Here is a 22,754-nt window from a genome sequence, read left to right as displayed (position 1 = left end):
CGGATACATCCGGACCTCGGCGTGTGCGCGTTCGGAAATCGAGCCGTAATACGGGTCACGAACTCGTCACCGCAGGACATTCCCATGCAACACCGGCCGCCTACTCTTCGGTCCACGGATACAGCGCTGTATACGCAGCCCGGATACACCGGGCCCCGTCCGGCTCCCACCTTCGAAGAAGGGCACCTCCATGCCAGTTGCCACGTCCAAGTTCGCCAAGCGCGCCGTCGCCGCGCCGGCCGCGCTGGCCGCCGTCGGCCTCGTGCTCAGCGCCTGCGGCAGCAAGGCCACCGACAGTACCGACGCTGCCGGGTCCGCCTCGTGCGTCGACACCTCCGGCGACACGATCAAGGTCGGTTCGCTGAACTCGCTGTCCGGCACCATGGCAATCTCCGAGGTCACGGTGCGTGACTCGATCGCACTGGCCGTCGAGGAGATCAATGCGAACGGCGGCGTTCTCGGCAAGCAGATCCGGATCGTGGCCGAGGACGGCGCGTCGGAGCCGACGGTGTTCGCCGAGAAGGCCGAGAAGCTGATCAGCTCCGACTGTGTGGCCGCGGTGTTCGGTGGGTGGACGTCGTCGAGCCGCAAGGCGATGCTGCCGGTGTTCGAGGACAACAACGCGCTGCTGTACTACCCCGTGCAGTACGAGGGCCTCGAGTCGTCGCCGAACATCTTCTACACCGGCGCGACCACCAACCAGCAGATCGTGCCGGCGCTGGACTACCTGAAGGAGAAGGGCGTCAAGTCCCTCTACCTCGTCGGCAGCGACTACGTCTTCCCGCAGACCGCGAACCGCATCATCCGCGCGTACGCCGAGGCCAACGGCATCGAGATCAAGGGTGAGGACTACACCCCGCTCGGGTCCACCGACTTCTCCACGATCGTCAACAAGGTCCGCACCGCCGACGCGGACGCGGTGTTCAACACCCTCAACGGCGACTCGAACGTCGCCTTCTTCCGCGAGTACTCCAACGTCGGCCTCACCGCCGCCGACATGCCGGTGATCTCGGTGTCGATCGCCGAGGAGGAAGTGGTCGGAATCGGCGCGCAGAACATCACCGGCCAGCTCACCGCCTGGAACTACTACCAGACCGTGGACGGCCCCGAGAACACGGCGTTCGTCGACGCGTACAAGGCGAAGTACGGCGCGAACAAGCCCACCTCCGACCCGATGGAGGCCGCGTACGCGTCGGTGTACCTGTGGAAGAACACCGTCGAGAAGGCGGACTCGTTCGCCGTCGCCGACGTGCAGGCCGCGGCCGACGGCGTCTCGTTCGACGCACCGGAGGGCACCGTCACGATCGACGGGGACAACCACCACATCACCAAGACGGCTCGCATCGGCGAGATCCGGGGCGACGGACTGATCTACACGGTGTGGGAGTCGAACGGGGCGATCGAGCCGGACCCGTACCTCGAGAGCTACGACTGGGCCGCCGGCCTGTCCGGCAGCTGACCACCGTGACCGGGAAGCCGACGAGAAGGGAGGCGAAATGGATGTCGTTGTAGGACAGTTGTTCACGGGCCTGAGCATCGGTTCGATCCTGCTGCTGGCGGCGCTGGGCCTGTCGCTGACGTTCGGGCAGATGGGCGTGATCAACATGGCCCACGGCGAGTTCATCATGGCCGGCTCCTACACCGCGTACGTGGTGCAGCAGGTGGTCTCGGCCGCCGGGGTGTCCCTGCTGGTGTCGCTGCTCGTCGGTTTCCTGGTCGGCGGCGTGATGGGGGTGCTGCTCGAGGTCACCCTCATCCGCCGCATGTACCACCGCCCGCTCGACACCCTGCTGGTGACCTTCGGCGTGGGCCTGCTGCTACAACAGGCCGCCCGCGACATCTTCGGCGCACCCGCCGTCAACGTGGTTGCGCCGCAGTGGCTCTCCGGTGGCGTGGAGATCCTCGGGGCGGTGGTGCCCAGGACCCGGCTGTTCATCCTCGCGCTGGCCGTGGTGTGTGTGGTGATCCTGATCGCGGCGATGAAGTTCACCCCGATGGGCCGGCGCATCCGGGCCGTCGTGCAGAACCGCGATCTCGCCGAGACCGTGGGCATCTCGTCGCGGCGCACCGACATCACCACCTTCTTCCTCGGCTCCGGCCTGGCCGGCCTGGCCGGAGTGGCGCTGACCCTGATCGGCTCCACGAGTCCCACCATCGGCCAGTCCTACCTGATCGACGCGTTCCTGGTGGTCGTCATCGGCGGCCTCGGACGGATCGAGGGCGCCGTCATCGCGGCCGTCGCGCTCGGCCTGCTCAACTCGTTCATCGAATACTCCACCACCGCATCGATCGCGAAGGTGATCGTCTTCGTGCTCATCGTGATCTTCCTGCAGGTCCGGCCGCAGGGCCTGTTCGCGGTCAAGACAAGGAGCCTGGTCTGATGCCTGCCCCGACACGTCTGCCGGCGCTCACCCGACCCGGACCGGCCCGCACGTGGGCCGGGTTCGCCCTCGCCGCACTCGTTCTGTTCGCCCTCGCCCCGGCCGTGCTGTCGGACTTCCGCCTGAACCTGCTCGCAAAGTTCCTGTGCTTCGCGATCGTCGCCGTCGGCATCGGTCTCGCGTGGGGCCGCGGCGGCATGCTCACCCTCGGCCAGGGCGTCTTCTTCGGCCTCGGTGCCTACCTCATGGCGATGCACCTGAAGATCGCCGACGCCGGGCTGCGCGGCGACACCGTCCCGGACTTCATGCAGATCGCCGGCATCCGCGAATTGCCCGGCTACTGGGCGCCGTTCGCCTCTCCGCTGGTGACGATCGTCGCGATCCTGGTGCTGCCCGCCCTGGTGGCGGTGCTGCTCGGGCTCGGCGTGTTCAAACGCCGCGTCAAGGGCGCCTACTTCGCGATCCTGTCCCAGGCCCTGACCGCCGCCTTCGCGATCCTGCTGATCGGCCAGCAGTCGATCGGAGGATCGAACGGGCTCAACCGCTTCCGCAGCTTCTTCGGCCTGTCCCTCGCCGACCCGGCCAACAAGCGGATGCTGTTCTTCGTCGCCGCGGGCGTCCTGCTCGCCGTCGTCGCGCTCACCCGGCAGCTGATGTTCTCCCGCTACGGCGAGCTGCTCGTGGCCGTGCGCGACCAGGAGGAGCGGGTCCGCTTCCTCGGCTACGACCCCGCCAACGTCAAGGTCGTCGCCTACGCCGCGGCGGCCTTCTTCGCCGGCATCGCCGGGGCGCTGTTCGTGCCCATCGTCGGCATCATCTCCCCCGCCGATGTCGGCATCGTCCCCTCCATCGCATTCCTCATCGGCGTCGCCATCGGCGGACGCACGACCCTGCTCGGCCCGGTCCTCGGCGCCATCGGCGTCGCGTGGGCCCAGACCGCCCTGTCGGAGAACTTCCCCTCCGCGTGGACCTACGCCCAGGGCCTGCTGTTCATCGTCGTCATCGGGTTCTTCCCCGCCGGCCTGGCCGGGCTGGCGACGTTGCGCCGGCGACGCACCCGCACCGGCCCGGCGCAGCCGATTCCCGAACCGACCACGACGATGGAGCCGGTGAGATGACCGAACCCCACTACGGCGGCAACGCCGGCATGTCCAGCGAGTACCTCGAGATCCGCGACCTGCGGGTCAGCTTCGACGGCTTCACCGCCGTCGACGGGGTGGACCTGACCCTGTTGCAGGGCGACCTGCGCTTCCTCATCGGCCCCAACGGCGCCGGCAAGACCACCCTCGTCGACGCCGTCACCGGCCTGGTGCCGGCCACCGGGTCGGTCACCAAGTCCGGCATCGAACTGCTCGGCAAGAAGGTGCACAAGATCGCCCGCCTCGGTGTGGGCCGCACCTTCCAGACCGCGTCGGTGTTCGAACAACTCACCGTGCTGCAGAACCTCGACATCGCCGCCGGCTCCGGCCGCTCCCCGTGGTCGCTGCTGCGCCGCCGCACGACGGTGCTGCCACAGATCGAGGAAGCCCTCGAGACGATCGGCCTGACCGACCTGCGCGACGTGCCCGCCGGCATCCTCGCGCACGGGCAGAAGCAGTGGCTCGAGATCGGCATGCTGCTCGTGCAGAACTCCGACGTGCTGCTGCTCGACGAGCCGGTCGCCGGGATGAGCCACGACGAACGCGAGGAGACCGGCCAGCTGCTGCGCCGGATCGGGGCGCAGCGCACCGTCGTCGTCGTCGAACACGACATGGACTTCATGCGCGCCTTCGCCACCTCCGTCACCGTCCTGGCCCGGGGCCGGGTCATCGCCGACGGCACCGTCGAAGAGGTGCAGAACAACCCCCAGGTCCAGGAGGTCTACCTGGGCACCGCGACCGCCGCGCAGGAGGCCTGACATGCTCGAGCTCGTCGACGTGCGCACCGGCTACGGCCGCACCGAGATCATCCACGGGGCCACCCTCACCGTCCCCGCCGACGGGGTCGTCGCCGTCATGGGCCACAACGGGGCCGGCAAGACCACCCTGCTGCGCGCCGCGGTCGGCCTGCTGCCCACCACCTTCGGCCGGATCGTGTTCGACGGCGAGGACGTCACCGCGCTGCGGCCGTCCGCGCGCGTCGCCCGCGGCCTGGCCTACGTCCCCCAGGGACAACAATCCTTCGGCCAGCTCACCTGCGCCGAGAACCTGCAGGTCGTTGCCGACGGGCGCAGACGCGGCAAGCAGCTCGTCGCCGAGATGCTCGACCTGTTCCCCGCCCTCGTGCCGCTGCTGGACCGACGCGCCGGCCTGCTCTCCGGCGGCCAGCGCCAGCAGCTGGCGATCGCCCGCGCCCTGATCACCGAGCCCCGCATGCTCATCCTCGACGAACCCACCGAGGGCATCCAACCGTCGGTCGTCGCCGAGATCGAGAACACCGTCGTCGAACTCAGCCGGCGCGGCGACCTCGGGGTGCTGCTCGTCGAGCAGCACATCGGCTTCGCCCTGCACGCCGCCCAGCGGTACTACGTCCTCGAATCCGGTCGCATCACCGCCACCGGCGACGGCGGCACGGATGCCGCCGGCACCGTCCGCGCGGCCATGGCGATCTGATGAGCACCGGTGGCACGCGGCGCGACCGGGTCTACCGGGCGCTGCGTTCGGACCTGATGACGGGCGTCCTGCCGCCGGACGCACGGCTCGGCGAGGAACGCCTCGCCGAGCAGTACGGGGTCTCCCGCACGCCGGTGCGGGAGGCGCTGGCGCGGCTGGTGTCCGACGGGCTGGTCGAGCGGCGCGAGCAGGGCCTGTTCCCCTACCGGCCGCGCTTCGACGACCTCGCCGATCTGTACGAGCTGCGGACCACGTTGGAGCTGCGCGGGATCCGTCGCGCGCTGGCCGATCCGTCGATCCGGCACGATCCCCACGTGCTCGGCGCCGAGCTCGACCGGTGGTATGCGCTGCGCCGTGACCTGCCCGAGCCGGATGCGGGCTTCGTCGGGCTCGACGAACAGTTCCACCTGGCGTTGCTGGCCTCCGCCGGCAACCCGGCCCTGTGCGACGCGCTGGCCACCGTGAACGCGAAGGTGCGGCCCGTGCGCATGTTCGACTACCTGACGCACGACCGGATCACGGCGACCGTCGACGAGCACATCTGCGTGGCGGAGTCGGTGCTCGCGGGCCGTCTCGAGGACGCCCACGCCCAGCTCCTCGCCCACATCGACACGTCCCGGGCGGTGGTGGTGCAGCGCGCCGAGCAGGCCCGGACGATGGCCCGATTGGCGCGCGCCGTGCGAGACTGACCGGCATGTCACCTCGCATCCGGCCCGGACGGTTCAGGGAGCTCGGCCCGCTCAACTGGGCGGCCTGGCGCGTGCTCTCGACGGTGGCCGGCACGAAGGACGCGCACCTGTTCAGCACCCTGGGCCGCACCGGTGGCCTGTTCCGCGGCTGGCTGCACTACTCCGGGAAGCTCATGCCGTTCGGGCGGTTGCCCCGGTTCGAATCCGAACTGGTCATCCTCCGCGTGGCGCACCTGCGCGAGTGCGGCTACGAGCTGGACCACCACACCCGGCTCGGCCGCCGCGCCGGGATCACGCCGGAGATCCTGCAGCGCATCCTCGACGGGCCCGGGGCCCCCGGCTGGAGCCCGCGGCACCGGGCGATGCTCGCGGCCGTCGACGAGCTGGTCACCACCAGGGACCTCGCCGACGGGACGTGGAAGGCGCTGGCCGCTCACCTCGACGACCGGCGGATGGTCGAATTCTGCCTGCTGGTAGCGCAATACGACGGACTTGCCACCACCATCGGCGTGCTGCGCATCGAGCGGGACTTCTGAGAGTTCTTCCTAACCGCCGCTTTACCGCGGGCAATCTCGGCGAAACACGACGTCCATAGCGTATACAGCTATGTCGACACGTACGGATACAGCCACGGCGCAACCGCTCCGGACGCGGGTGTACCGGGAACTGCGCAACGAGCTGATGAACGGCTCGATCCCGGTCGGTGAGCGGCTGACCGAGCCGAAACTGTCCGCGCGCTTCGGCATCTCCCGCACCCCGGTCCGGGAAGCCCTCGCGATGCTGTGCGCGGACGGCCTGCTGCGCCGCGAGGAGTACGGATTCTCGCCGGTGCCGCCGAGCATCCCCCGCATCCGCGACCTCTACGAGCTGCGGATCACCCTGGAACTGCAGGGCATTGCGCGGGCGATCGACAATCCCGATGTGCGGCACGACCGCGCCGCCCTCACCGCCGAACGCGAACGGTGGTTGCGCCTGTCCGCCGACCCGCCGCAGCAGGAACCGGGCTTCGTGGTGCTCGACGAGGAGTTCCACGTCGCACTGCTCGCCGCATCGGGCAACACGGAACTGGCGGGCTCGCTCGAGTCGGTCAACTCCCGGATCCGGCACGTGCGGATGTACGACTTCATGGTCAACAGCCGGATCGAGACGTCGATCGCCGAGCACCTCGCCATCGTCGACGCCGTGCTCGGCGACGAGCTCGAGCGTGCCCACCGGTTGCTGCACCGGCACATCGGTGAATCCCTCGCGGTGGTGCTCGACCGGGTGACCCGCGCCGTCACCGCGATGTCGTTCGCGCGCTGACATCCGGTTCCGCCCCCATACCTTCCTCTTCCCCGTCACCGAAGGAGCCTGTCGTGACGTTCGCTTTCGACACCCTGCTCGTCGCCAACCGTGGCGAGATCGCCTGCCGGATCATGCGTTCGGCGCACACACTGGGGCTGAAGACCGTCGCCGTGTACTCGGATGCGGACGCGTCCGCCGCCCACGTCGAAATGGCGGACATGGCTGTGCGCCTCGGTCCCGCCCCGGCCGCGGAGTCGTACCTGCGGGCGGATCTGGTGATCGAGGCCGCCCTCGCGACCGGCGCCGGCGCGGTCCACCCCGGGTACGGGTTCCTCTCGGAGAACGCGGAATTCGCGGCCGCCTGCGAGGCGGCCGGCATCGCGTTCATCGGGCCCACGCCCGAGCAGCTGCGGGTCTTCGGCGACAAGCACACCGCTCGCGAGGCGGCGCGCGCCGTCGGCGTCCCGCTCGTCGAAGGCAGCGGCCTGCTCGCGTCCGTCGACGCCGCCGTCGCCGCGGCCGAAACCGTCGGATACCCCGTGATGCTCAAGGCCGTCGGCGGCGGGGGTGGCATCGGCATGCAGGCCTGTCACACCCCCGACGAGCTGCGGGACGCGTACGAGCGGGTGCAGCGCCTCGCGTCCGCGAACTTCTCCTCGTCGGGCGTGTTCCTCGAACGGTTCGTCGCCCACGCCCGCCACATCGAGGTGCAGGTGTTCGGCGACGGCCGCGGCCGCACGATCAGCCTCGGCACGCGCGACTGCTCGCTGCAGCGTCGCAACCAGAAGGTCGTCGAGGAGGCGCCCGCCCCGAACCTGCCCGACGCGGTCGTCGAGGAACTGCTCGCGGCGTCGCGCCGGCTCGCCTCGTCGGTGAGCTACCGCTCCGCCGGGACCGTCGAATTCGTCTACGACGTCGAACGCGGCGAGGCGTCGTTCCTCGAGATGAACACCCGCCTGCAGGTCGAGCACCCGGTCACCGAGGAGGTCACCGGTGTGGACCTGGTCGAGTGGATGCTGCGGCTGGGCCGGGGCGAGACCGAGATGCTCGACGCGCTGCCCGACGGCGGACCGCGGATCACCGGTCACGCCGTGGAGGCGCGCGTGTACGCGGAGGACCCGGGGCACGACTACCGGCCCAGCGCCGGACTGCTCACCGCCGTGGAATTCCCGGCCCACACCCGCGTCGAGACGTGGGTGGACACCGGCACGGAGGTGAGCTCGTTCTACGATCCGATGCTCGCCAAGATCATCGTGCGCGGCGAGTCCCGGCGCACCGCGTTCGCGGCGCTCGCCGAGGCGCTCGACGACACCCACCTGTACGGCGTGCAGACGAACCTGCCGCAGCTGCGGCGCATCTGCACCGCCGAGCCGGTGCTCGAGGCCGCACACACCACCGCGACGCTGCGGGACGTGCGGGCGACGGGCCACCGCATCGACGTGCTGCGCGCGGGCACCATGACCACGGTGCAGGACTTCCCCGGCCGGATCGGCCTGTGGGAGGTCGGCATTCCGCCGTCGGGCCCGATGGACGACCTGTCGATGCGCGCGGCCAACGGCGCCGTCGGCAACCCGGAGGGGGCACCGGCGCTGGAATGCACGCTGCAGGGCCCGCGCCTGAAGTTCTCCGACCCGACGCTCGTGTGCGTCACCGGCGCCCCGGTCGTCGCCACCGTGGACGGGGTGCCCGTGCCGATGTGGGAGCCCGTGGAGGTGCCGGCCGGCGGCGTGCTCGACGTCGGCGCCCCGGCCGAGCAGGGCCTGCGCACCTACGTCGCAGTGCGGGGCGGGCTCGACGCCCCGCTCTACCACGGCAGCGCCGCGACGTTCACCCTCGGCGGCTTCGGCGGCGTCACCGGTAGAGCCCTGGCCACGGGTGATGTGCTCGGCGTGGCGGAGTCCCCCGCCCCTGCCGGCCCGGCACCCGTACCCGTGGACCGTCGCCCGGAGTTCACCCACACGTGGCATCTCGCCGTCACCGAGGGTCCGCAGCCCGCCCCGGCCTACTTCACCGAGGACGACCTGGCCCAGTTCTACGACACCACGTGGACGGTGCAGTCCCACGCGAACCGCACCGGCATCCGCCTGGACGGCCCCAAGCCCACCTGGTCGCGGACGGACGGCGGCGAGGCCGGGCTGCACCCGTCGAACCTGCACGACAACCCCTACTCGGTGGGCGCACTCAACGTCTCCGGCGACACCCCGATCCTGCTCGGTCCGGACGGCCCGAGCCTGGGCGGGTTCGCGTGCCCGCTCACGGTCGTCTCCGGTCACCGCTGGAAGATGGGGCAGATCCGGCCCGGGGATTCGGTGCGGTTCGTTCCCGTGACCGACGAGGCGGCGGTCGAGCTGCGCGGCGCGGCGGCCCGCGCCCGCGACGTCCCGCCCGTGGCGCGGCCCGCCGCGCTCGACGGCGGCCGGCTGGCCGGTACCCCGGCGTTCCTGGACCGTCCCGAGGTGGTGTACCTGCGCGGCGGCGACGACAACATCCTCGTCGAGTACGGCGACATGGTGCTCGACCTGGGGTTGCGGATGCGGGTGCACGCCCTGTCCGAGGCGCTCGCGGCCGTGCGCCTGCCGGGGATCGTCGACGTCACGCCGGGGGTGCGGTCGCTGCACGTGCACTTCGACCCGGAGGTGCTGCCCCAGCACCGGCTGCTCGGGACCCTGCAGGACCTCGAGACGGAACTGCCGGCCACCCACGATCTGGTGGTGCCCAGCCGCACCGTCCGGCTGCCGCTCTCGTTCGACGACCCGTCGATCTCCGAGGCGATCTCCCGCTACCACAGCGGTGTGCGCGACTCGGCGCCGTGGCTGCCGTCGAACACCGAGTTCATCCGGCGCATCAACGGACTCGACTCGGTCGAGCAGGTCCGCGACACGGTGTTCGACGCCGAGTACCTCGTCCTCGGCCTCGGCGACGTGTATCTCGGTGCGCCCCTGGCCGTTCCGCTCGATCCCCGGCACCGGCTCGTGACGACGAAGTACAACCCGGCGCGCACGTGGACCCCGTCGGACGCCGTGGGCATCGGCGGGAAGTACCTGTGCGTCTACGGCATGGAGTCCCCCGGCGGCTACCAGCTGATCGGGCGGACGGTGCCGATCTGGTCGGGGTACCGGCAGGCCGGCCCGTTCGAGGACGGCAAGCCGTGGCTGTTCCGCTTCTTCGACCGGATCGTGTGGGAACCGGTGAGCCCGGAGCAGCTGCTCGAGTACCGCGCCGCGTCCCTGGCGGGCCGGTTCGACGCCGAGGTCTCCGAGGGCACGTTCGCCCTCGCCGACCACCTGCGGTTCCTGGCGGAGAATGCCGAGTCCATCGACGCGTTCCACGAGCGTCAGTCCGCGGCGTTCGAAACCGAGAAGCAGGCGTGGCACGCGGCCGGTGAGTTCGACCGCACCGAGCCGGCGCCGATCGAGGTGGTCGAGCCCATAGACCCGCTCGCCGGGATGCCGGCGGGATCGGTCGTCGTCGAGGCCCCCATGGTCGGCAACGTGTGGCGGGTCGAGGTGGCAGAGGGCGAACGGGTCGCCGCCGACGACACCGCCGTCATCCTCGAGGCCATGAAGCTGGAAATGCCCGTGCCGGCAGCCGTCGAGGGGACCGTCCTGAAGGTCCTCGTCGGGCCGGGCGCGAAAGTCGCCCCCGGCACCCCCCTTCTCGTGATCGGAGCAGCATGAGCATCGTTGTGGAAAATGGACTTTCGGCTGCGCCGTCGTCGAGCAGGGCCCGGGCGGAGGCGGCGCTGCGCCGCCTCGGCGAGGTGGACCGGCCCGAGGTGTGGATCGCGCTGCGGCCGGCCGCGGATGTGCTCGCCGACGCCGACGCCGTGGACGCGCGCGTCGCGGCGGGCGAGGACCTGCCGCTCGCGGGCCTGCTCGTGGCGGTGAAGGACAACGTGGACGTCGCCGGACTACCCACCACGGCCGGCTGCCCCGAGTTCGCCTACACCCCCACGGACACCGCGTCGGGCGTCGCGCGCCTCGTCGATGCCGGTGCGGTGATCCTGGGCAAGACCAACCTCGACCAGTTCGCCACCGGACTCGTCGGCACCCGCAGCCCGTACGGGGCGGTGCGCTGTTCCTGGGATCCCGAACGCGTATCGGGCGGATCGAGTTCGGGCTCGGCGACCGCGGTCGCGCTGGGCATCGCGGACATCGGGATCGGCACGGACACCGCGGGATCCGGCCGGGTCCCGGCCGCGCTGCAGGGACTGGTGGGCATCAAGGCCACGCTCGGCGTGATCCCGGCCCACGGCGTGGTGCCGGCGTGCGTGGACTACGACTGCCTCACCGTGTTCGCCACGTCGCTCGACCTGGCCGTGACGGCGGCGAAGGTGATGGCCGGGCCGGAACCGCGCGACCCGCGCTCCCGGAGGTGGCCGTCGGACGTGCCGTTCGCCGCGCCGTCCACGCCGCGTGTGGCGGTGCCGCGCGCGGAGGACCTCGTCGAGTTGTGCGACGAGTATCGAGAGGCGTTCGCGCGCACCGTCGCCGCAGGGCGTGCGGCGGGACTCGACGTGACCGAGGTCGACGTCTCGCCGCTGCTGGACGCGGCGACACTGCTCTACGACGGTGCCGTCGTCGCGCAGCGGTACGCGGCCGTCGGAGAGTTCCTGGCGACGAACCCCGCCGGGGCGGATCCGACGGTCGCGGCGATCGTCGCGGCCGCGGAGCGCCCCGCGGCGCACGAACTGGTGGCCGATCTCGACACCCTGACCCAGGCCAAGGCGTTCGCGGCGGACCTCCTCGACGGATTCGCCGGACTGCTGCTGCCCACCACCACCGAGCATCCCACGATCGCGGCGGTACAGTCCGACCCGATCGGGATCAACCGGCGGATGGGCACATTCACGAACTTCTGCAATCTGCTCGACATGGCCGCGGTCGCGGTACCGGGTGCCTCGACCGCCGAGGGCCATCCCTTCGGGGTGATGGTCGTGGTGCCGGCCTTCGCCGACCAGGTCGCCGTGGACCTCGCGGCGCGGTTGACGGGCGTCGCCGCGCCGGGATTCGCCTCCGGCGGGGTCGAGCTGGCGGTGTTCGGGGCGCACCTGCGCGACCAGCCGTTGCACTTCCAGCTCGAGGAGATCGGTGCCCGGTTCGTCGAGGAGGTCCACACGTCCGACGCGTACCGCCTGACGGCGCTGAACACCACTCCCCCGAAGCCCGGTCTCGTCCGCCACGGCGCCGGCCGGGGCGCGCCGATCGCCGGCGAGGTGTTCCGGGTCTCGGAGGCCGGCCTGGGCCGGTTCCTGGCCGCGCTGCCCGCGCCGATGACGCTGACCAGCGTCGAACTCTCGGACGGGCGGTGGGTCGTCGGATTCGGTTGCACGCACGACGCCGCGGTGGACGCCGTCGACATCACCGAGTTCGGCGGCTGGGTGGCCTACCGGACTCGCTGAATTCCCGCGCTGAACCGGAATCCGCTCAGGCTGTGTCGTGGGCGGATTCCGGTTCAGCGCGTGGATCTTCGAGCGACGGCCCGGGCGAACCTCCGGGCGACGACCTCGAACCGATCCAGGTCGGCCCATGTCCACCGCACAACCTCGAAGCCGAGGTCACGCAGAGCGTCCTCGCGGTGCTTCTCGGCGACGAGGTCGCGGCGGTCCGCGTACTTCCCGGCACCGTCGAATTCGCCGACGACGCCCTGCGATTCCCAGAAGAAGTCGACGCGGTACCGGCGCCCGTCCCGAGCCACGACCTCGTGTTGCAGGGCAGGTACCGGCAGGCCGAATCGCGCCATGCGCAGGCGCGACACCGACTCCCCGACGCTCTCGCTCCGTCCGTCGAGCAGGTCCACGACGGCGGCGGCCCGGGACACCCCGGTGCGGTGACGGGCCGCGGCGAGAACTGCGGGCAACCGGTCGCGGGCGGACGCATCGGCACGCAGTCCGGAGTCCCCGGCGACGACCGCCTCCTCGAGTGGCAGCGACCGGCCGAGGTCGACGATGGTGCGCGCCACCGAGGTGACGCGGACACCGTCGAGCGTGACGACATCGCCGTCGCACCAGTCGGTTGCGTGGACGTGGAGGTACGTGACCCTGCGCCCACTCGCGGACGTCCGCGAGACGTGTACGCGGCGCAGATCCGCGTTCCACATGTCCAGGCCCAGCAGGACGGCGGCGGACACGTGGCTGAGCGCATCCCCCGGGCGGAGACCCGAGCCGACGTGCCGTGCCAGGATCCGGTGCCGGCCGGTGTCGTCGAGCGGGCCGTCTTCCGCCCGCCGCAGATACACGCCCCGTTTCAGCGCGACGAGGTCGCCTGTCCGCAGCGCGGCGCGGAGCCGGTCGTCGGTGACACCCTGCGCCAGCAGATCCCGTCTGGTCAGGGCTGTGGGATCGGTCATGGACCGAGCGTGGCGCATGTGCCGCGTCGAGCCGGCGCAGATCGGGACGCACCGGCACATCTGGGGATGAAGCGGCCGCCTGTGGACAACCTGGATCCGCTCGCGGAGCCGGAATCTGCCCATGCTGTGTCGTGGGCGGATTCCGGTTCGCCGCGTGGATTACCGGCTCAGCGCCGTGGCCACCGGCGTGCTCGGGCGTCCGCTGAGTCGCTGCAGGTCGCCGCTGTCGGTGTCGAGGGCGCCGACGGCGATGCCCGCGTCGGAGTCCGCGAGGACAGCGGCCATCGGAGCGGGCACCCCGGCGCTCTCGAGGACCTTCGTGTACTCGTCCCGGGGCAGGTCCTTGTAGGCGACGGGCGCGCCGACGATCCCGGACAGGACGTCGGCGAGTTCCACGTAGGTGAGGCGCTCGTCGCCGCCGAGTTCGTAGATCCGGCCGGCCTGGTCGTCGGCGAGCAGCACGGCGGCGGCGGCCTCCGCGTAGTCCTTGCGGGCGGCACCGGCGACGCGGCCGGTGCCGGCGGCGCCGAACAGGGCGCCGGTCGCCTTCGCCGTGTCGACAGCGGCGGCATAGTTCTCCCAGTACCAGCCGTTGCGCAGCAGCACGACGTCCAGGCCGGAGGCGGCGAGCAGGTCCTCGGTGGTCTTGTGCTCGGCGGCCAGGGCCAGGGGGCTGCGCTGCGCGTCGAGGACGCTGGTGTAGGCCACGAGGCCGGCCCCTGCGGCCTTCGCGGCCTCGATGACGTTGGTGTGCTGCGCAATCCGCCGGCCGACCTCGCTTCCGGAGATCAGCAGGAGCTTGTCGACGCCGGCCAGAGCGGCGACGAGTGCGTCCCGGTCGCCATAGTCGGCGACGCGCACCTGCACGCCCCGGGCGGCGAGGTCGGCAGCCTTCGCGGCGTCGCGGACGATCGCGACGACGTCGGACGGCTCGGCACCGCGGTCGAGCAGAGCGGTGACGACGTGGTGGCCGAGGTGGCCGGTGGCACCGGTGACGGCGATGGTCATGAGATCTCCTCGAGAACGGAAGTCGGGAACACTGCCATCAAATCACTTACTAATCGTAAGTGCAACCCATCAAGTAAGTACGCCACGAAGTGTTCGCACATGTACGCTGGGGGGCGTGACGACGGATCCCGCACTCGAAGCGAACGTGTTCGCCCGCGCGTGCACGTCCCGGCAGGTCCTGCAGAACGCGACCGGCCGCTGGGGCGTGCTCGCCCTGGCCGCCCTGGGCGAGGGCCCGCACCGGTTCGGTGAACTGCGCCGCCACGTCGACGGGGTGAGCGAGCGCATGCTGTCCCAGACGCTGCAGCAGCTCGAGCGCGACGGCCTCGTCCACCGGCGGGTGGAAACGACCATTCCGCCCAAGGTCGAGTACAGCCTCACGCCGCTCGGCGCGCAGGTCGCCGAGCACCTGCGCGCCCTCATCGGGCTACTCGAGTCGAGCATGCCGGAAGTGCTTGCGGCACAAGCGGAGTACGACCGAACCCATCGGCCGTAGCAACGATCGTCAGCGCGGCGGCGGTTCGACCTCCACACCACCGTGCTCGTGCTCCGGGCCTGCTGCGGGATGGTCCGCGGGCAGTCGGCTGCGGAACCGGGCGGCCTCGCTCGTCGCCGGCTTCCGTGACGACGGATCGTCCGCGCTGCGATACGGACCGGGCTTCGGCCGCGGCTTGCCGCCGGGGAACGCGAGGCGCAGGATCGTCCGGTGCACGGTGCCCCACTGCCTGGACAGGGGCCCGGTGTTGTACGGCAGTCCGTACCGCTCGCAGATGTCCTTCACCTCGGGCGCCACCTCGGAGTACCGGGTGCTCGGCATGTCGGGGTAGAGGTGGTGTTCGACCTGGTAGCCGAGGTTCCCGCTGATCACGTGGAACAGCGGACTGCCCTCGATGTTGGCCGCACCGACCAGCTGGCGGACGTACCATCCGCCGCGGCTCTCGTTCTCGACCTCCTTCCGGCTGAAGGTGTACGTCTGGTCCGGGAAGTGGCCGCAGAAGATGATCGCGTGCGACCACACGTTGCGGATGATGTTGGCGGTGAAGTCCGCCGCCAGGGTGGCGAGGAACGTCTTCTCCACGCCCGGCAGGACCTTGTCGAGCACGTCGGCGACGAGGTCGGCCCGGCGGCCGGCCGCGCGGCCACCCCCGAGGCGGCCGAGTCCGCGCAGGCGGCGCCCGATCCGGGAGGTGGCCGGCTGCGGAATCCGTCCGCCCGACAGCAGCTGCACGGCGGCGAACGCGCCGGCGGAGACCAGAGGCCAGCCCACGTAGTCCTTGACGAATTGCCGCCGCGCCTTGCCTGCGATGCCCTTCAGTTCGCCGAGCACCTGCGCCGGGGTCTTCTCCCCCGCCCACAGCGCATCGAGATCGAGGTCGTGCAGCGCTACGCCCCACTCGAAGAACGCCATGAGCAGCACGTTGTAGAACGGCTGCGCAAGGTAGACCGGATGCCACTTCTGGTGCGGGTCGATCCGCATGATCTCGTACCCGAGATCCTTGTCCTTGCCGCGGATGTTGGTGAAGGTGTGGTGAATGTAGTTGTGCGAGTGTTTCCAGCCCGCCGCGGTCGACGCGGTGTCCCAGTCCCACACCGACGAGTGGATGTCCGGATCGTTCATCCAGTCCCACTGCCCGTGCATGACGTTGTGGCCGATCTCCATGTTCTCGAGGATCTTGGCCATGCCGAGGCATGCGGTGCCCGCGACCCACGCCGACTTGGACGCCGAGCCGAGCAGCAGGGCACGGCCGGCGACGGCGAGCTGTCGCTGCGTCGCGATCACCGTCTTGATGTAGCGGCGGTCGCGCTCCCCCAGGTCGGCGTAGACCCGGTCGTGGATGGCGTCGAACTCCTTCGCCAATGCCTCGAGCGTTTCCTGGCTCAGATGCGCGAGCGGACTTTCGATCTCCGTCGTCATCTCGCGTTCCTTTCGTTCACAGCTCGATTTCGATGTCGCCTTCGGCGGTGTGGATGCATGTGCGGACCGCGGCGCCGACGGGTTCGGCGACCTCGTCCGTGCGCAGGTCCCGCACCCTGCCCGACCGCAGGGTGCCCACGCAGGTATGGCAGATTCCGATCCGGCATCCGTACGGAAGCTGCAGGCCGGCCTTCTCGCCCGCCACCAGGATCGGCGTGCCGCCGTCGCATTCGACGTCGGCCTCGCTGTCGAGGAAGTGAACCGTGCCGCCCTCACCCGACCCCGCATTCCCGCCGATGATCGGCTGGAAACGCTCCATGTGGAGTTTTTTCGGATCCCCGTGGTCGTTCCAGTGCTCGACGAACGCATCGAGCATCTCGCCGGGTCCGGAGCAGAACGCCTCCCGCTCCCGCCAGTCGGGGCACAGCTCGTCCAGATCGGCCGGCGTCATGCGGCCCTGCTCCGCGGTGAGCCGCAGCACCAGGCGGAACCCGGGACGACGCGCATCGAGGTCACGCAGCACGGACGCGAAGATGACCTCGTCGGCGGTACGGGCCGAGTGCACCAGGACGACGTCGTCGAGGGCGTCGCGGTGGTCCAGGCTGCGCAGCATGCTCATGATCGGCGTGATACCGCTACCGGCACTGACGAACAGCATCTTCCCCGGCAGCGGATCGGGCAGGGTGAACACACCCTCGACCTCGCCGAGCCGCACCACGTCGCCGGGCCGGATCCGGCGCACCAGGTGCGGCGAGACCACGCCGGACTCGACGACCTTCGGGGTGACGCTGATCAGCCCGTCCTCGGGGTCGGGATCGGAGGTCAGCGAATAGGCGCGCCAGTGGTAGACGCCGTCGATGATCACCCCCAGCCGCACGTACTGGCCGGGACGGTGCCCCCGCCACTCGTACGCGGGACGGATCAGCACGGACGCCGCACGGGAACCTTCGGGCACCACCCGCTCGACCCGGCCCCGCAGCTCCCTGGTGGTCCACAGGGGATTGATCATCTCGAGGTAGTCGTCGGGACGAAGGGGGGTGAACAGGTGGCGCACGGCACGCAACATCATCCTGCGAATCGGATGTACCTCGGGTCGCGCGCCGCGTTCCGCCATGGGGGGGAAGGTACCCCGCGTCACGGGTATCGAATCAGGTTTCGTCTCCGAAGACGACGACAGCCCGCGGCGACGTTTCGGTCGCCACGGGCTGAGGCCGGTACATCCGAACGGGGATCTGCCCGTGCGGAGGATCTTCGACGCGCTGGGATCAGAAGTTGATCATGTGCCCTGCGAGGCCGTGGATGGCCTCCTGCAGCGCCTCGCTCAGCGTCGGGTGGGTGTGGACGTTGCGGGCCAGTTCGTTGACCGTCAGGTCCCACTTCTGCGCGAGGGTCAGCTCGGGCAGAAGTTCGGAGACGTCGGGGCCGATCAGGTGGCCGCCGAGCAGTTCCCCGTGCTTGTTGTCGGCGATCAGCTTGACGAAGCCGTTGGGGTCGCCGAGGCCGTGGGCCTTGCCGTTCGCGGTGAAGGGGAAGGTCGCGACCTTGACGTCGTAACCCTCGTCGCGCGCCTGCTCCTCGGTCAGGCCGAAGCTGGCGACCTGCGGCTGGCAGAACGTCGCGCGCGGCATCATCCGGTAGTCGTCGAAGGTGAGGGTCTCGGCGCCGCCGATGGTCTCGGCCGCGACCACGCCCATCGCCTCGGCGACGTGCGCCAGCATGAGCTTGGCGGTGACGTCACCGATGGCGTAGATGTGCGGCACGTTCGTGCGCATCACGTCGTCGATGGCGATGGCGCCGCGGTCGGTGAGGGCGACACCGGTGTTCTCGAGGCCGAAGCCCTCCACGCGCGGGGCGAACCCGACCGACTGCATGACCTTGTCGACGACGACGGACTCGACGTTGCCGGACTTGTTGTCCTTGATCGCGACGGTCACCTTGTTGCCGTCGTCGTCGATGGACTGCACCGCGGCACCGGTCATGATCTTCACGCCGAGCTTCTTGTACGCCTTCGCGATCTCCTTGGAGATGTCGGCGTCCTCGTTGGGCAGCGCACGGTCGAGGAACTCGACGATGGTGACGTCCACGCCGTAGTTGGCCAGCACGTAGCCGAACTCCATACCGATGGCGCCGGCACCGACGATGAGAATCGAGCCCGGCAGCTCACGGGTGAGGATCTGCTCCTCGTAGGTGACCACGTTCTTGCTCAGCTCGGTGCCGGGCAGCAGCTTGGTGACCGAACCGGTCGCGATGATCGCGTTGTCGAAGGTCACCGTCTCGGTCCCGCCCTTGTTGAGCTCGACGGAGATGGTGTTGGCATCGACGAAGGAACCCGCACCGTCGTATTCGGTGATCTTGTTCTTCTTCATCAGGAAGTGCACTCCCTTGACGCGGCCGTCCGCGACCTTGCGGCTGCGGTCCACGGCGGCGCCGAAGTCGAAGGACACGTCCCCGGACATGCCGAACGTCTTGGCCTCTTTCGTGAAGAGATGCGCCAGTTCGGCATTGCGGAGAAGCGCCTTGGAGGGAATGCAGCCCACGTTCAGGCAGACACCACCCCAGTACTTCTTCTCGATGATGGCGGTACTCAGTCCCAGCTGTGCCGCGCGGATAGCAGCGACGTACCCACCGGGACCGGCTCCGAGGACAACGACGTCATAGTGTGAGGTCACGAACAAACAGGGTAGACCTGCCGCTCCGGCGTGTCTGCGGATGGTCCGGTTACTTGCCGGTAGCCCCGACATGAGGCACGAATCGGGCAGACGCACGGCGTCGAGCGGGTGATCGCGCGGCCGAGGGGACGCTGCCGCGGGCGGGGGGGACGCTGCCGCGACGAACATCGAGAGCCACCCGCGACAACCGCCCCCTCGGGCGCAAGCACTTCCTCAGCGGCGGAAGCTCCGCATCCGCTGCACGTACCGCAGCACCTTCCGCACCGGCACCGGTCGCGGCCAGTCGACGGCACGGAACCACGCCTCGCTGCCGCCGTCGACCACCACGACGGAGCCCACGAGGAAGTCCGCGGCCGGCAAGAGCATGAACTCCACCCACTCGGCGATCCGGTCGGGATCACCGAACCCGCCGATCGGAACCGGAAAACTCCTGACCCGCTTACCTTCCGGGCTCGCGAGCTGAGTCTCGAGCAACGGCGTCGCCACCGCGCCCGGCGCGAGGACGTTCAGCCGGATCCCCGACCCCGCCCAGTCCGGGGTCACCGCATTCCGGCGTGCCCAGTGGGTGACGGCGATCTTCGACGCGGCGTAGGTGAACGGGGCGGCCGCCGGCCGGATCCGGCCCGCCCGCCGCACGCCCTTCTCCAGGTCGCCCGCGAGAAACGCCCGCACCGCCGACATCGGGACGGCCGGGGTGGTGGTCGTCGAATTCGACCCGAACACGACGACCTTGCTGTTGCCGGTCGCGGCGAGCGCCGGCCGCCACCCCTCGAGCAGCTCGATCACGCCCCGGACGTTGACCTGGGCGATGGCCTGTTCCTTGCCGGGCACCGGACCGAGGCCCGCGGCGAGGACCGCACCGTCGAGCCGGTTCCCGGCCCGCTCGAGGGTCTGCCGCACCGCGTCGGAACGTCCCGCCGGGGTCGAGAGGTCGGCGACGACGTCGCCCTCCTTCAGGTCGATCCCGATCACCGTGTGACCGGCTGCCCGCAGCCGATCCGCGGCGGCCCGGCCCATCCCCGACGCCGCACCGGTCACCGCATACACACCCATCGTCACTCCCTCGTCGATCCGGTTCCGACCGGCACGCTACAGTCGCAACCGTCCCGAACCAAGCAGTTGCTCGACAGCGCCCGGGGCGGTTCGGGCACACCTTCCCTACGCGCGCGCCACCTGCGCGACGGCGGCACGCAGCACGGTCTCGTACCGGTCCAGTTCCCCGGGCTCGAGCACCTGCGGACTGGTCGTGACCGACAGCGTGACCACGTCGCCGATCCCGTGCACGCCGTGGGTCAGTCCCATGACGGGCGACAGGCCCGGGAACCCGGCGGTGAAGCGCACGACGGCGCCACCGAGCACCAGATCGCCCGCGCCGCGGTACACGCTCGACACGACCGTAGTGCCGGTGACGGTCCGCGGCACCGCGCCGAAGTCGGCGCGGGCGAGCCCGAACCGCAGCAGCGGGGCCGGGACGTGCGCGAGCGGACGATCCCGCAGATCCATGGCCGGATGCGTGATCCGTCGCCGCCGCTGCGCCAGGTCGTCCGCGATGGCCGCGGCGCGTTCACGGAGATCGCGCACGTGCGCGAACAGCCGGACGCCGGTGCTGCGGTAGGCATTGCGCGACAACCTGTTTCCGGCGAGGGAGACGGGCACCTCCGCGCCGAGCCGGTCGGCCGGGAAGTCGCCGAGGAACTCGGCGAGCGCGGACCCGATCGCGGTCAGCGCACCGACGGTCACGGTCCCCACCGTGCGCAGGTCCGTCGCCGGGCACACGATCGTCCGCACGGCACGCCGCGGGCCGGGATCGGTGTTCACGGCGCTCGGCGGGCAGCCCGGGGCCGGCGGCGGGACGGCCGGATCGGCCAGTTCCCGTTCGGCGCGACCCGCGCGTGCCCCCGTCACCAGCAGCGAGCCCAGCTGGAGCGGCACCCGGGCCGCGGCCCGCAGCAGCATTACCGGCACCGCCGGCGCCTCCGGCCCGGCCGGGGCCCCGTCGCCGGCGGGGGCGGTGCCGGACAGCAACGCCCGGGCCAGGGCGGACGCGCGGGCCCCGTCCGCGAAGGCGTGCGAAACCTGCAGCACGACAACGGTTGCGGCCGCGGCGCAACGCGGTGCCCCCGTCACGCCGGGCAACAGGTGCAGCCGCCACGGCGAGGCCCGGATGTCGAGCCGGTCGGTGAGCAGCTCACCGAGGGCCTCCTGCACGCCCGGCCAGGACGGATCCGGCAGCCGGTGCACGACGAACCGGTCGGCGCCGACGGGCCCGGTCGCCCAGTACGGATAGTCCAGATCGCCCGGCACCGCCACGGCGTGCAGCCGCAGCTCGACGACGGCCGACGCCCGTCGCCGCAGCTCCGCCACCAGGTGGCCGGGGTCGCCGGCCGGCTCCTCGAAGCAGAACAGCAGGAACTGGTCGCTGCGGACGCGGTCGTCGAGCCAGTCCCGCTGGGCGTCGGAGGGGTGGAGCTGCATGCCGCCAGTGTGGCGGGTGCGGCGTTTGCGTCGCGCGCCGCGGTCCCCACCGGGTCGCCCGGGGCCGGATGAGTAACAATTGCGCTCAACGCCTCTCCTGCCTGAAGGCAGGAGATTCCCAGCTCAGACCGCAACCGCAGCACCGACCCGAAGGAGGTGATCCGATTGACTGACGTCGTCGACACCGGTGTGGCCACGCTCCGCCACAGCCAGAACCACTCTGGCAGCGTTCCGGTCCCGGCATGCGATATAGCCGCAGCCCTGGCACCGGAAGATCCGTTCCGCGAGTTCGAGACGCTGCTTGGTTCTCGCGAAACACCTCGAACACGTCATGGTCGTGTACGCGGGCCGCACCATCACCACCTTCCGGTCGGCCCGGCTGCCCCGCTCGATCAACTCCCGTTTCGCCGACCCGATCGCCGCGTCCGCGGCCTGACGAGCCATCGTCGACCTCGCCATAAACCGCGGCCGGAAATCCTCCACCGCAATCAACTCCTGGTTGTCGACCACACGTTTCGCCCACACCCGCGCCTCGTGCCGGTTCCGGCACGCGGCCTTCGTCACGATCTTCGCCGCGTGTGTGCGGGCGCGCCGGTAGCCCTTCGACGGCGGGTGGCCCTTCCCGCGGCGGCGCGCCGTCTTCCGTTGGGCTTTCGCCGGCTCCGCCGCGCAGCGTTTCCGATGCCCACCGTAGGACAGGTCGAATCTCTCGTCGGTGGTCGTCGCGGTCCGGGCCCCACCCCAATCCACACCGATCCCGGAACCGCTCGGGGCTCCCGGTGCCGGTTCCACCTCGCGGGTCACCACGAACGAGGCGTACCAGTGCCCCGGCGAATCGCGGGTGATGCGCACACTCGACGGCTCCGACGGCAACTCCCGCGACCACACCACCGGGATGCTGACACCCTTGGCGAGCACCAACCGCCCGTCCCGGATCCGGAAGCCGCGCCGGGTGTACTCGAGCGACGGCGACGTCGTCTTCCACGACTTGCCTCTGGGGCGGCCACGCCCTTTCACCGTGAAGGATGCCTCCAACGCTTGTGCATAGGTTCGCAGCGTCTGCTGCTGCGCCACCTGGGAACCGTCCCGCAACCACGACGAGCGTTTCCGCGCTTCGGTCAACTGCGTGGCCAGCTTCCCGAACGTCGGCCTGCCACCGGCCTTGTGTTGGTGCACCGCCTCGTTCCACAAGAATCGGCAACGATGCCACTCCTGCATCAGTGCATGTTCGGCGATACTGCCCGGCCGCAACCGGTAGTTGTAGCGCACCACCTCGACCCCCATACCGGGCACGCCAACCGGACCCACCGACAGGTTTCCCCGACACCCTCACACCCCTCGAGAGGAGGACGGCGCCTTCTCTCCCCCGTGCACGAGGGAGTATCCGCGCCGAA

Annotated in this window: 19 protein-coding genes; 11 read left to right on the top strand and 8 right to left on the bottom strand. The window is 70.4% G+C overall.

Annotation, left to right across the window (positions count from 1 at the left end):
* Positions 1–190: 190 nt before the first annotated feature.
* The 10 genes from urtA to atzF all read left to right on the top strand — a co-directional run bounded on the left by urtA (position 191) and on the right by atzF (position 12,346).
* Complete coding sequence (gene urtA, locus A4U64_RS04930; protein WP_006932975.1) at positions 191–1,459, top strand: urea ABC transporter substrate-binding protein; 1,269 nt, start codon at positions 191–193, stop codon at positions 1,457–1,459.
* A gap of 37 nt (positions 1,460–1,496) precedes the next feature.
* The gene (gene urtB, locus A4U64_RS04925) at positions 1,497–2,381 is read left to right on the top strand and encodes an urea ABC transporter permease subunit UrtB (RefSeq protein ID WP_006932965.1); all 885 of its coding nucleotides are present in this window, start codon (positions 1,497–1,499) and stop codon (positions 2,379–2,381) included.
* Positions 2,381–3,499 carry an urea ABC transporter permease subunit UrtC gene (urtC, locus tag A4U64_RS04920; protein ID WP_006932963.1) on the top strand — a complete coding sequence of 373 codons (1,119 nt, stop codon included), beginning with the start codon at positions 2,381–2,383 and terminating at the stop codon, positions 3,497–3,499. The genes urtB and urtC overlap by 1 nt, the downstream gene beginning before the upstream one ends.
* Complete coding sequence (urtD, locus tag A4U64_RS04915) at positions 3,496–4,278, top strand: urea ABC transporter ATP-binding protein UrtD (RefSeq protein ID WP_006932961.1); 783 nt, start codon at positions 3,496–3,498, stop codon at positions 4,276–4,278. Before urtC ends, urtD begins: the two co-directional genes overlap by 4 nt.
* A gap of 1 nt (position 4,279) precedes the next feature.
* Positions 4,280–4,972 carry an urea ABC transporter ATP-binding subunit UrtE gene (gene urtE, locus A4U64_RS04910; RefSeq protein WP_006932959.1) on the top strand — a complete coding sequence of 231 codons (693 nt, stop codon included), beginning with the start codon at positions 4,280–4,282 and terminating at the stop codon, positions 4,970–4,972.
* Positions 4,972–5,661 (top strand): GntR family transcriptional regulator, encoded by a 690-nt coding sequence (locus A4U64_RS04905; RefSeq protein WP_006932958.1) that lies wholly within the window; start codon positions 4,972–4,974, stop codon positions 5,659–5,661. Before urtE ends, A4U64_RS04905 begins: the two co-directional genes overlap by 1 nt.
* 5 nt (positions 5,662–5,666) lie before the next feature.
* Positions 5,667–6,197 (top strand): carboxymuconolactone decarboxylase family protein, encoded by a 531-nt coding sequence (locus tag A4U64_RS04900; RefSeq protein WP_065922282.1) that lies wholly within the window; start codon positions 5,667–5,669, stop codon positions 6,195–6,197.
* 70 nt (positions 6,198–6,267) lie between these two features.
* Positions 6,268–6,963 (top strand): GntR family transcriptional regulator, encoded by a 696-nt coding sequence (locus tag A4U64_RS04895; RefSeq protein ID WP_065922281.1) that lies wholly within the window; start codon positions 6,268–6,270, stop codon positions 6,961–6,963.
* Between the two features lie 113 nt (positions 6,964–7,076).
* Positions 7,077–10,622: an urea carboxylase gene (gene uca / locus A4U64_RS04890; protein WP_442971934.1), complete on the top strand. Its 3,546-nt coding sequence runs from the start codon at positions 7,077–7,079 to the stop codon at positions 10,620–10,622.
* Entirely contained in the window at positions 10,619–12,346 is a 1,728-nt protein-coding gene (gene atzF, locus A4U64_RS04885; RefSeq protein WP_065922279.1) for an allophanate hydrolase, read from the top strand. The genes uca and atzF overlap by 4 nt, the downstream gene beginning before the upstream one ends.
* Positions 12,347–12,399: 53 nt before the next feature.
* On the opposite strand, the gene A4U64_RS04880 is transcribed toward atzF, so the two are convergent.
* Both A4U64_RS04880 and A4U64_RS04875 read right to left on the bottom strand, forming a co-directional pair.
* Positions 12,400–13,293 carry a hypothetical protein gene (locus A4U64_RS04880; RefSeq protein ID WP_006932948.1) on the bottom strand — a complete coding sequence of 298 codons (894 nt, stop codon included), beginning with the start codon at positions 13,291–13,293 and terminating at the stop codon, positions 12,400–12,402.
* Between the two features lie 159 nt (positions 13,294–13,452).
* Positions 13,453–14,301, bottom strand: a complete 849-nt coding sequence (locus tag A4U64_RS04875; RefSeq protein WP_065922278.1) for an SDR family oxidoreductase — start codon at positions 14,299–14,301, stop codon at positions 13,453–13,455.
* Between the two features lie 115 nt (positions 14,302–14,416).
* Here A4U64_RS04875 and A4U64_RS04870 point away from each other — a divergent pair, with 115 nt between their 5' ends.
* Positions 14,417–14,797, top strand: coding sequence for a winged helix-turn-helix transcriptional regulator (locus A4U64_RS04870; protein ID WP_006932945.1), 381 nt, complete (start codon positions 14,417–14,419; stop codon positions 14,795–14,797).
* 9 nt (positions 14,798–14,806) lie between these two features.
* Here the strand turns inward: A4U64_RS04870 and A4U64_RS04865 are convergent, their stop codons facing one another.
* The 6 genes from A4U64_RS04865 to A4U64_RS04840 all read right to left on the bottom strand — a co-directional run bounded on the left by A4U64_RS04865 (position 14,807) and on the right by A4U64_RS04840 (position 22,644).
* Positions 14,807–16,216, bottom strand: a complete 1,410-nt coding sequence (locus A4U64_RS04865; RefSeq protein ID WP_006932943.1) for a fatty acid desaturase family protein — start codon at positions 16,214–16,216, stop codon at positions 14,807–14,809.
* 16 nt (positions 16,217–16,232) lie between these two features.
* Positions 16,233–17,330, bottom strand: a complete 1,098-nt coding sequence (locus A4U64_RS04860; protein ID WP_065922277.1) for a ferredoxin reductase — start codon at positions 17,328–17,330, stop codon at positions 16,233–16,235.
* A gap of 151 nt (positions 17,331–17,481) precedes the next feature.
* Positions 17,482–18,885, bottom strand: a complete 1,404-nt coding sequence (gene lpdA / locus A4U64_RS04855; protein WP_029545277.1) for a dihydrolipoyl dehydrogenase — start codon at positions 18,883–18,885, stop codon at positions 17,482–17,484.
* 213 nt (positions 18,886–19,098) lie between these two features.
* Entirely contained in the window at positions 19,099–19,938 is an 840-nt protein-coding gene (locus tag A4U64_RS04850) for an SDR family oxidoreductase (RefSeq protein ID WP_050035656.1), read from the bottom strand.
* Positions 19,939–20,043: 105 nt separating this feature from the next.
* The gene (locus A4U64_RS04845) at positions 20,044–21,360 is read right to left on the bottom strand and encodes a wax ester/triacylglycerol synthase domain-containing protein (protein ID WP_065922276.1); all 1,317 of its coding nucleotides are present in this window, start codon (positions 21,358–21,360) and stop codon (positions 20,044–20,046) included.
* Between the two features lie 123 nt (positions 21,361–21,483).
* The gene (locus A4U64_RS04840; RefSeq protein WP_065922275.1) at positions 21,484–22,644 is read right to left on the bottom strand and encodes an RNA-guided endonuclease InsQ/TnpB family protein; all 1,161 of its coding nucleotides are present in this window, start codon (positions 22,642–22,644) and stop codon (positions 21,484–21,486) included.
* Between the last annotated feature and the right edge of the window lie 110 nt (positions 22,645–22,754).

This window comes from Rhodococcus sp. WB1 (genome assembly GCF_001700945.1).
Taxonomy (GTDB): Bacteria; Actinomycetota; Actinomycetes; order Mycobacteriales; family Mycobacteriaceae; genus Rhodococcus; species Rhodococcus aetherivorans.
The sequence above is the reverse complement of the archived record's forward strand: the minus strand, read 5'-3'. Positions and strand labels throughout refer to the sequence as shown.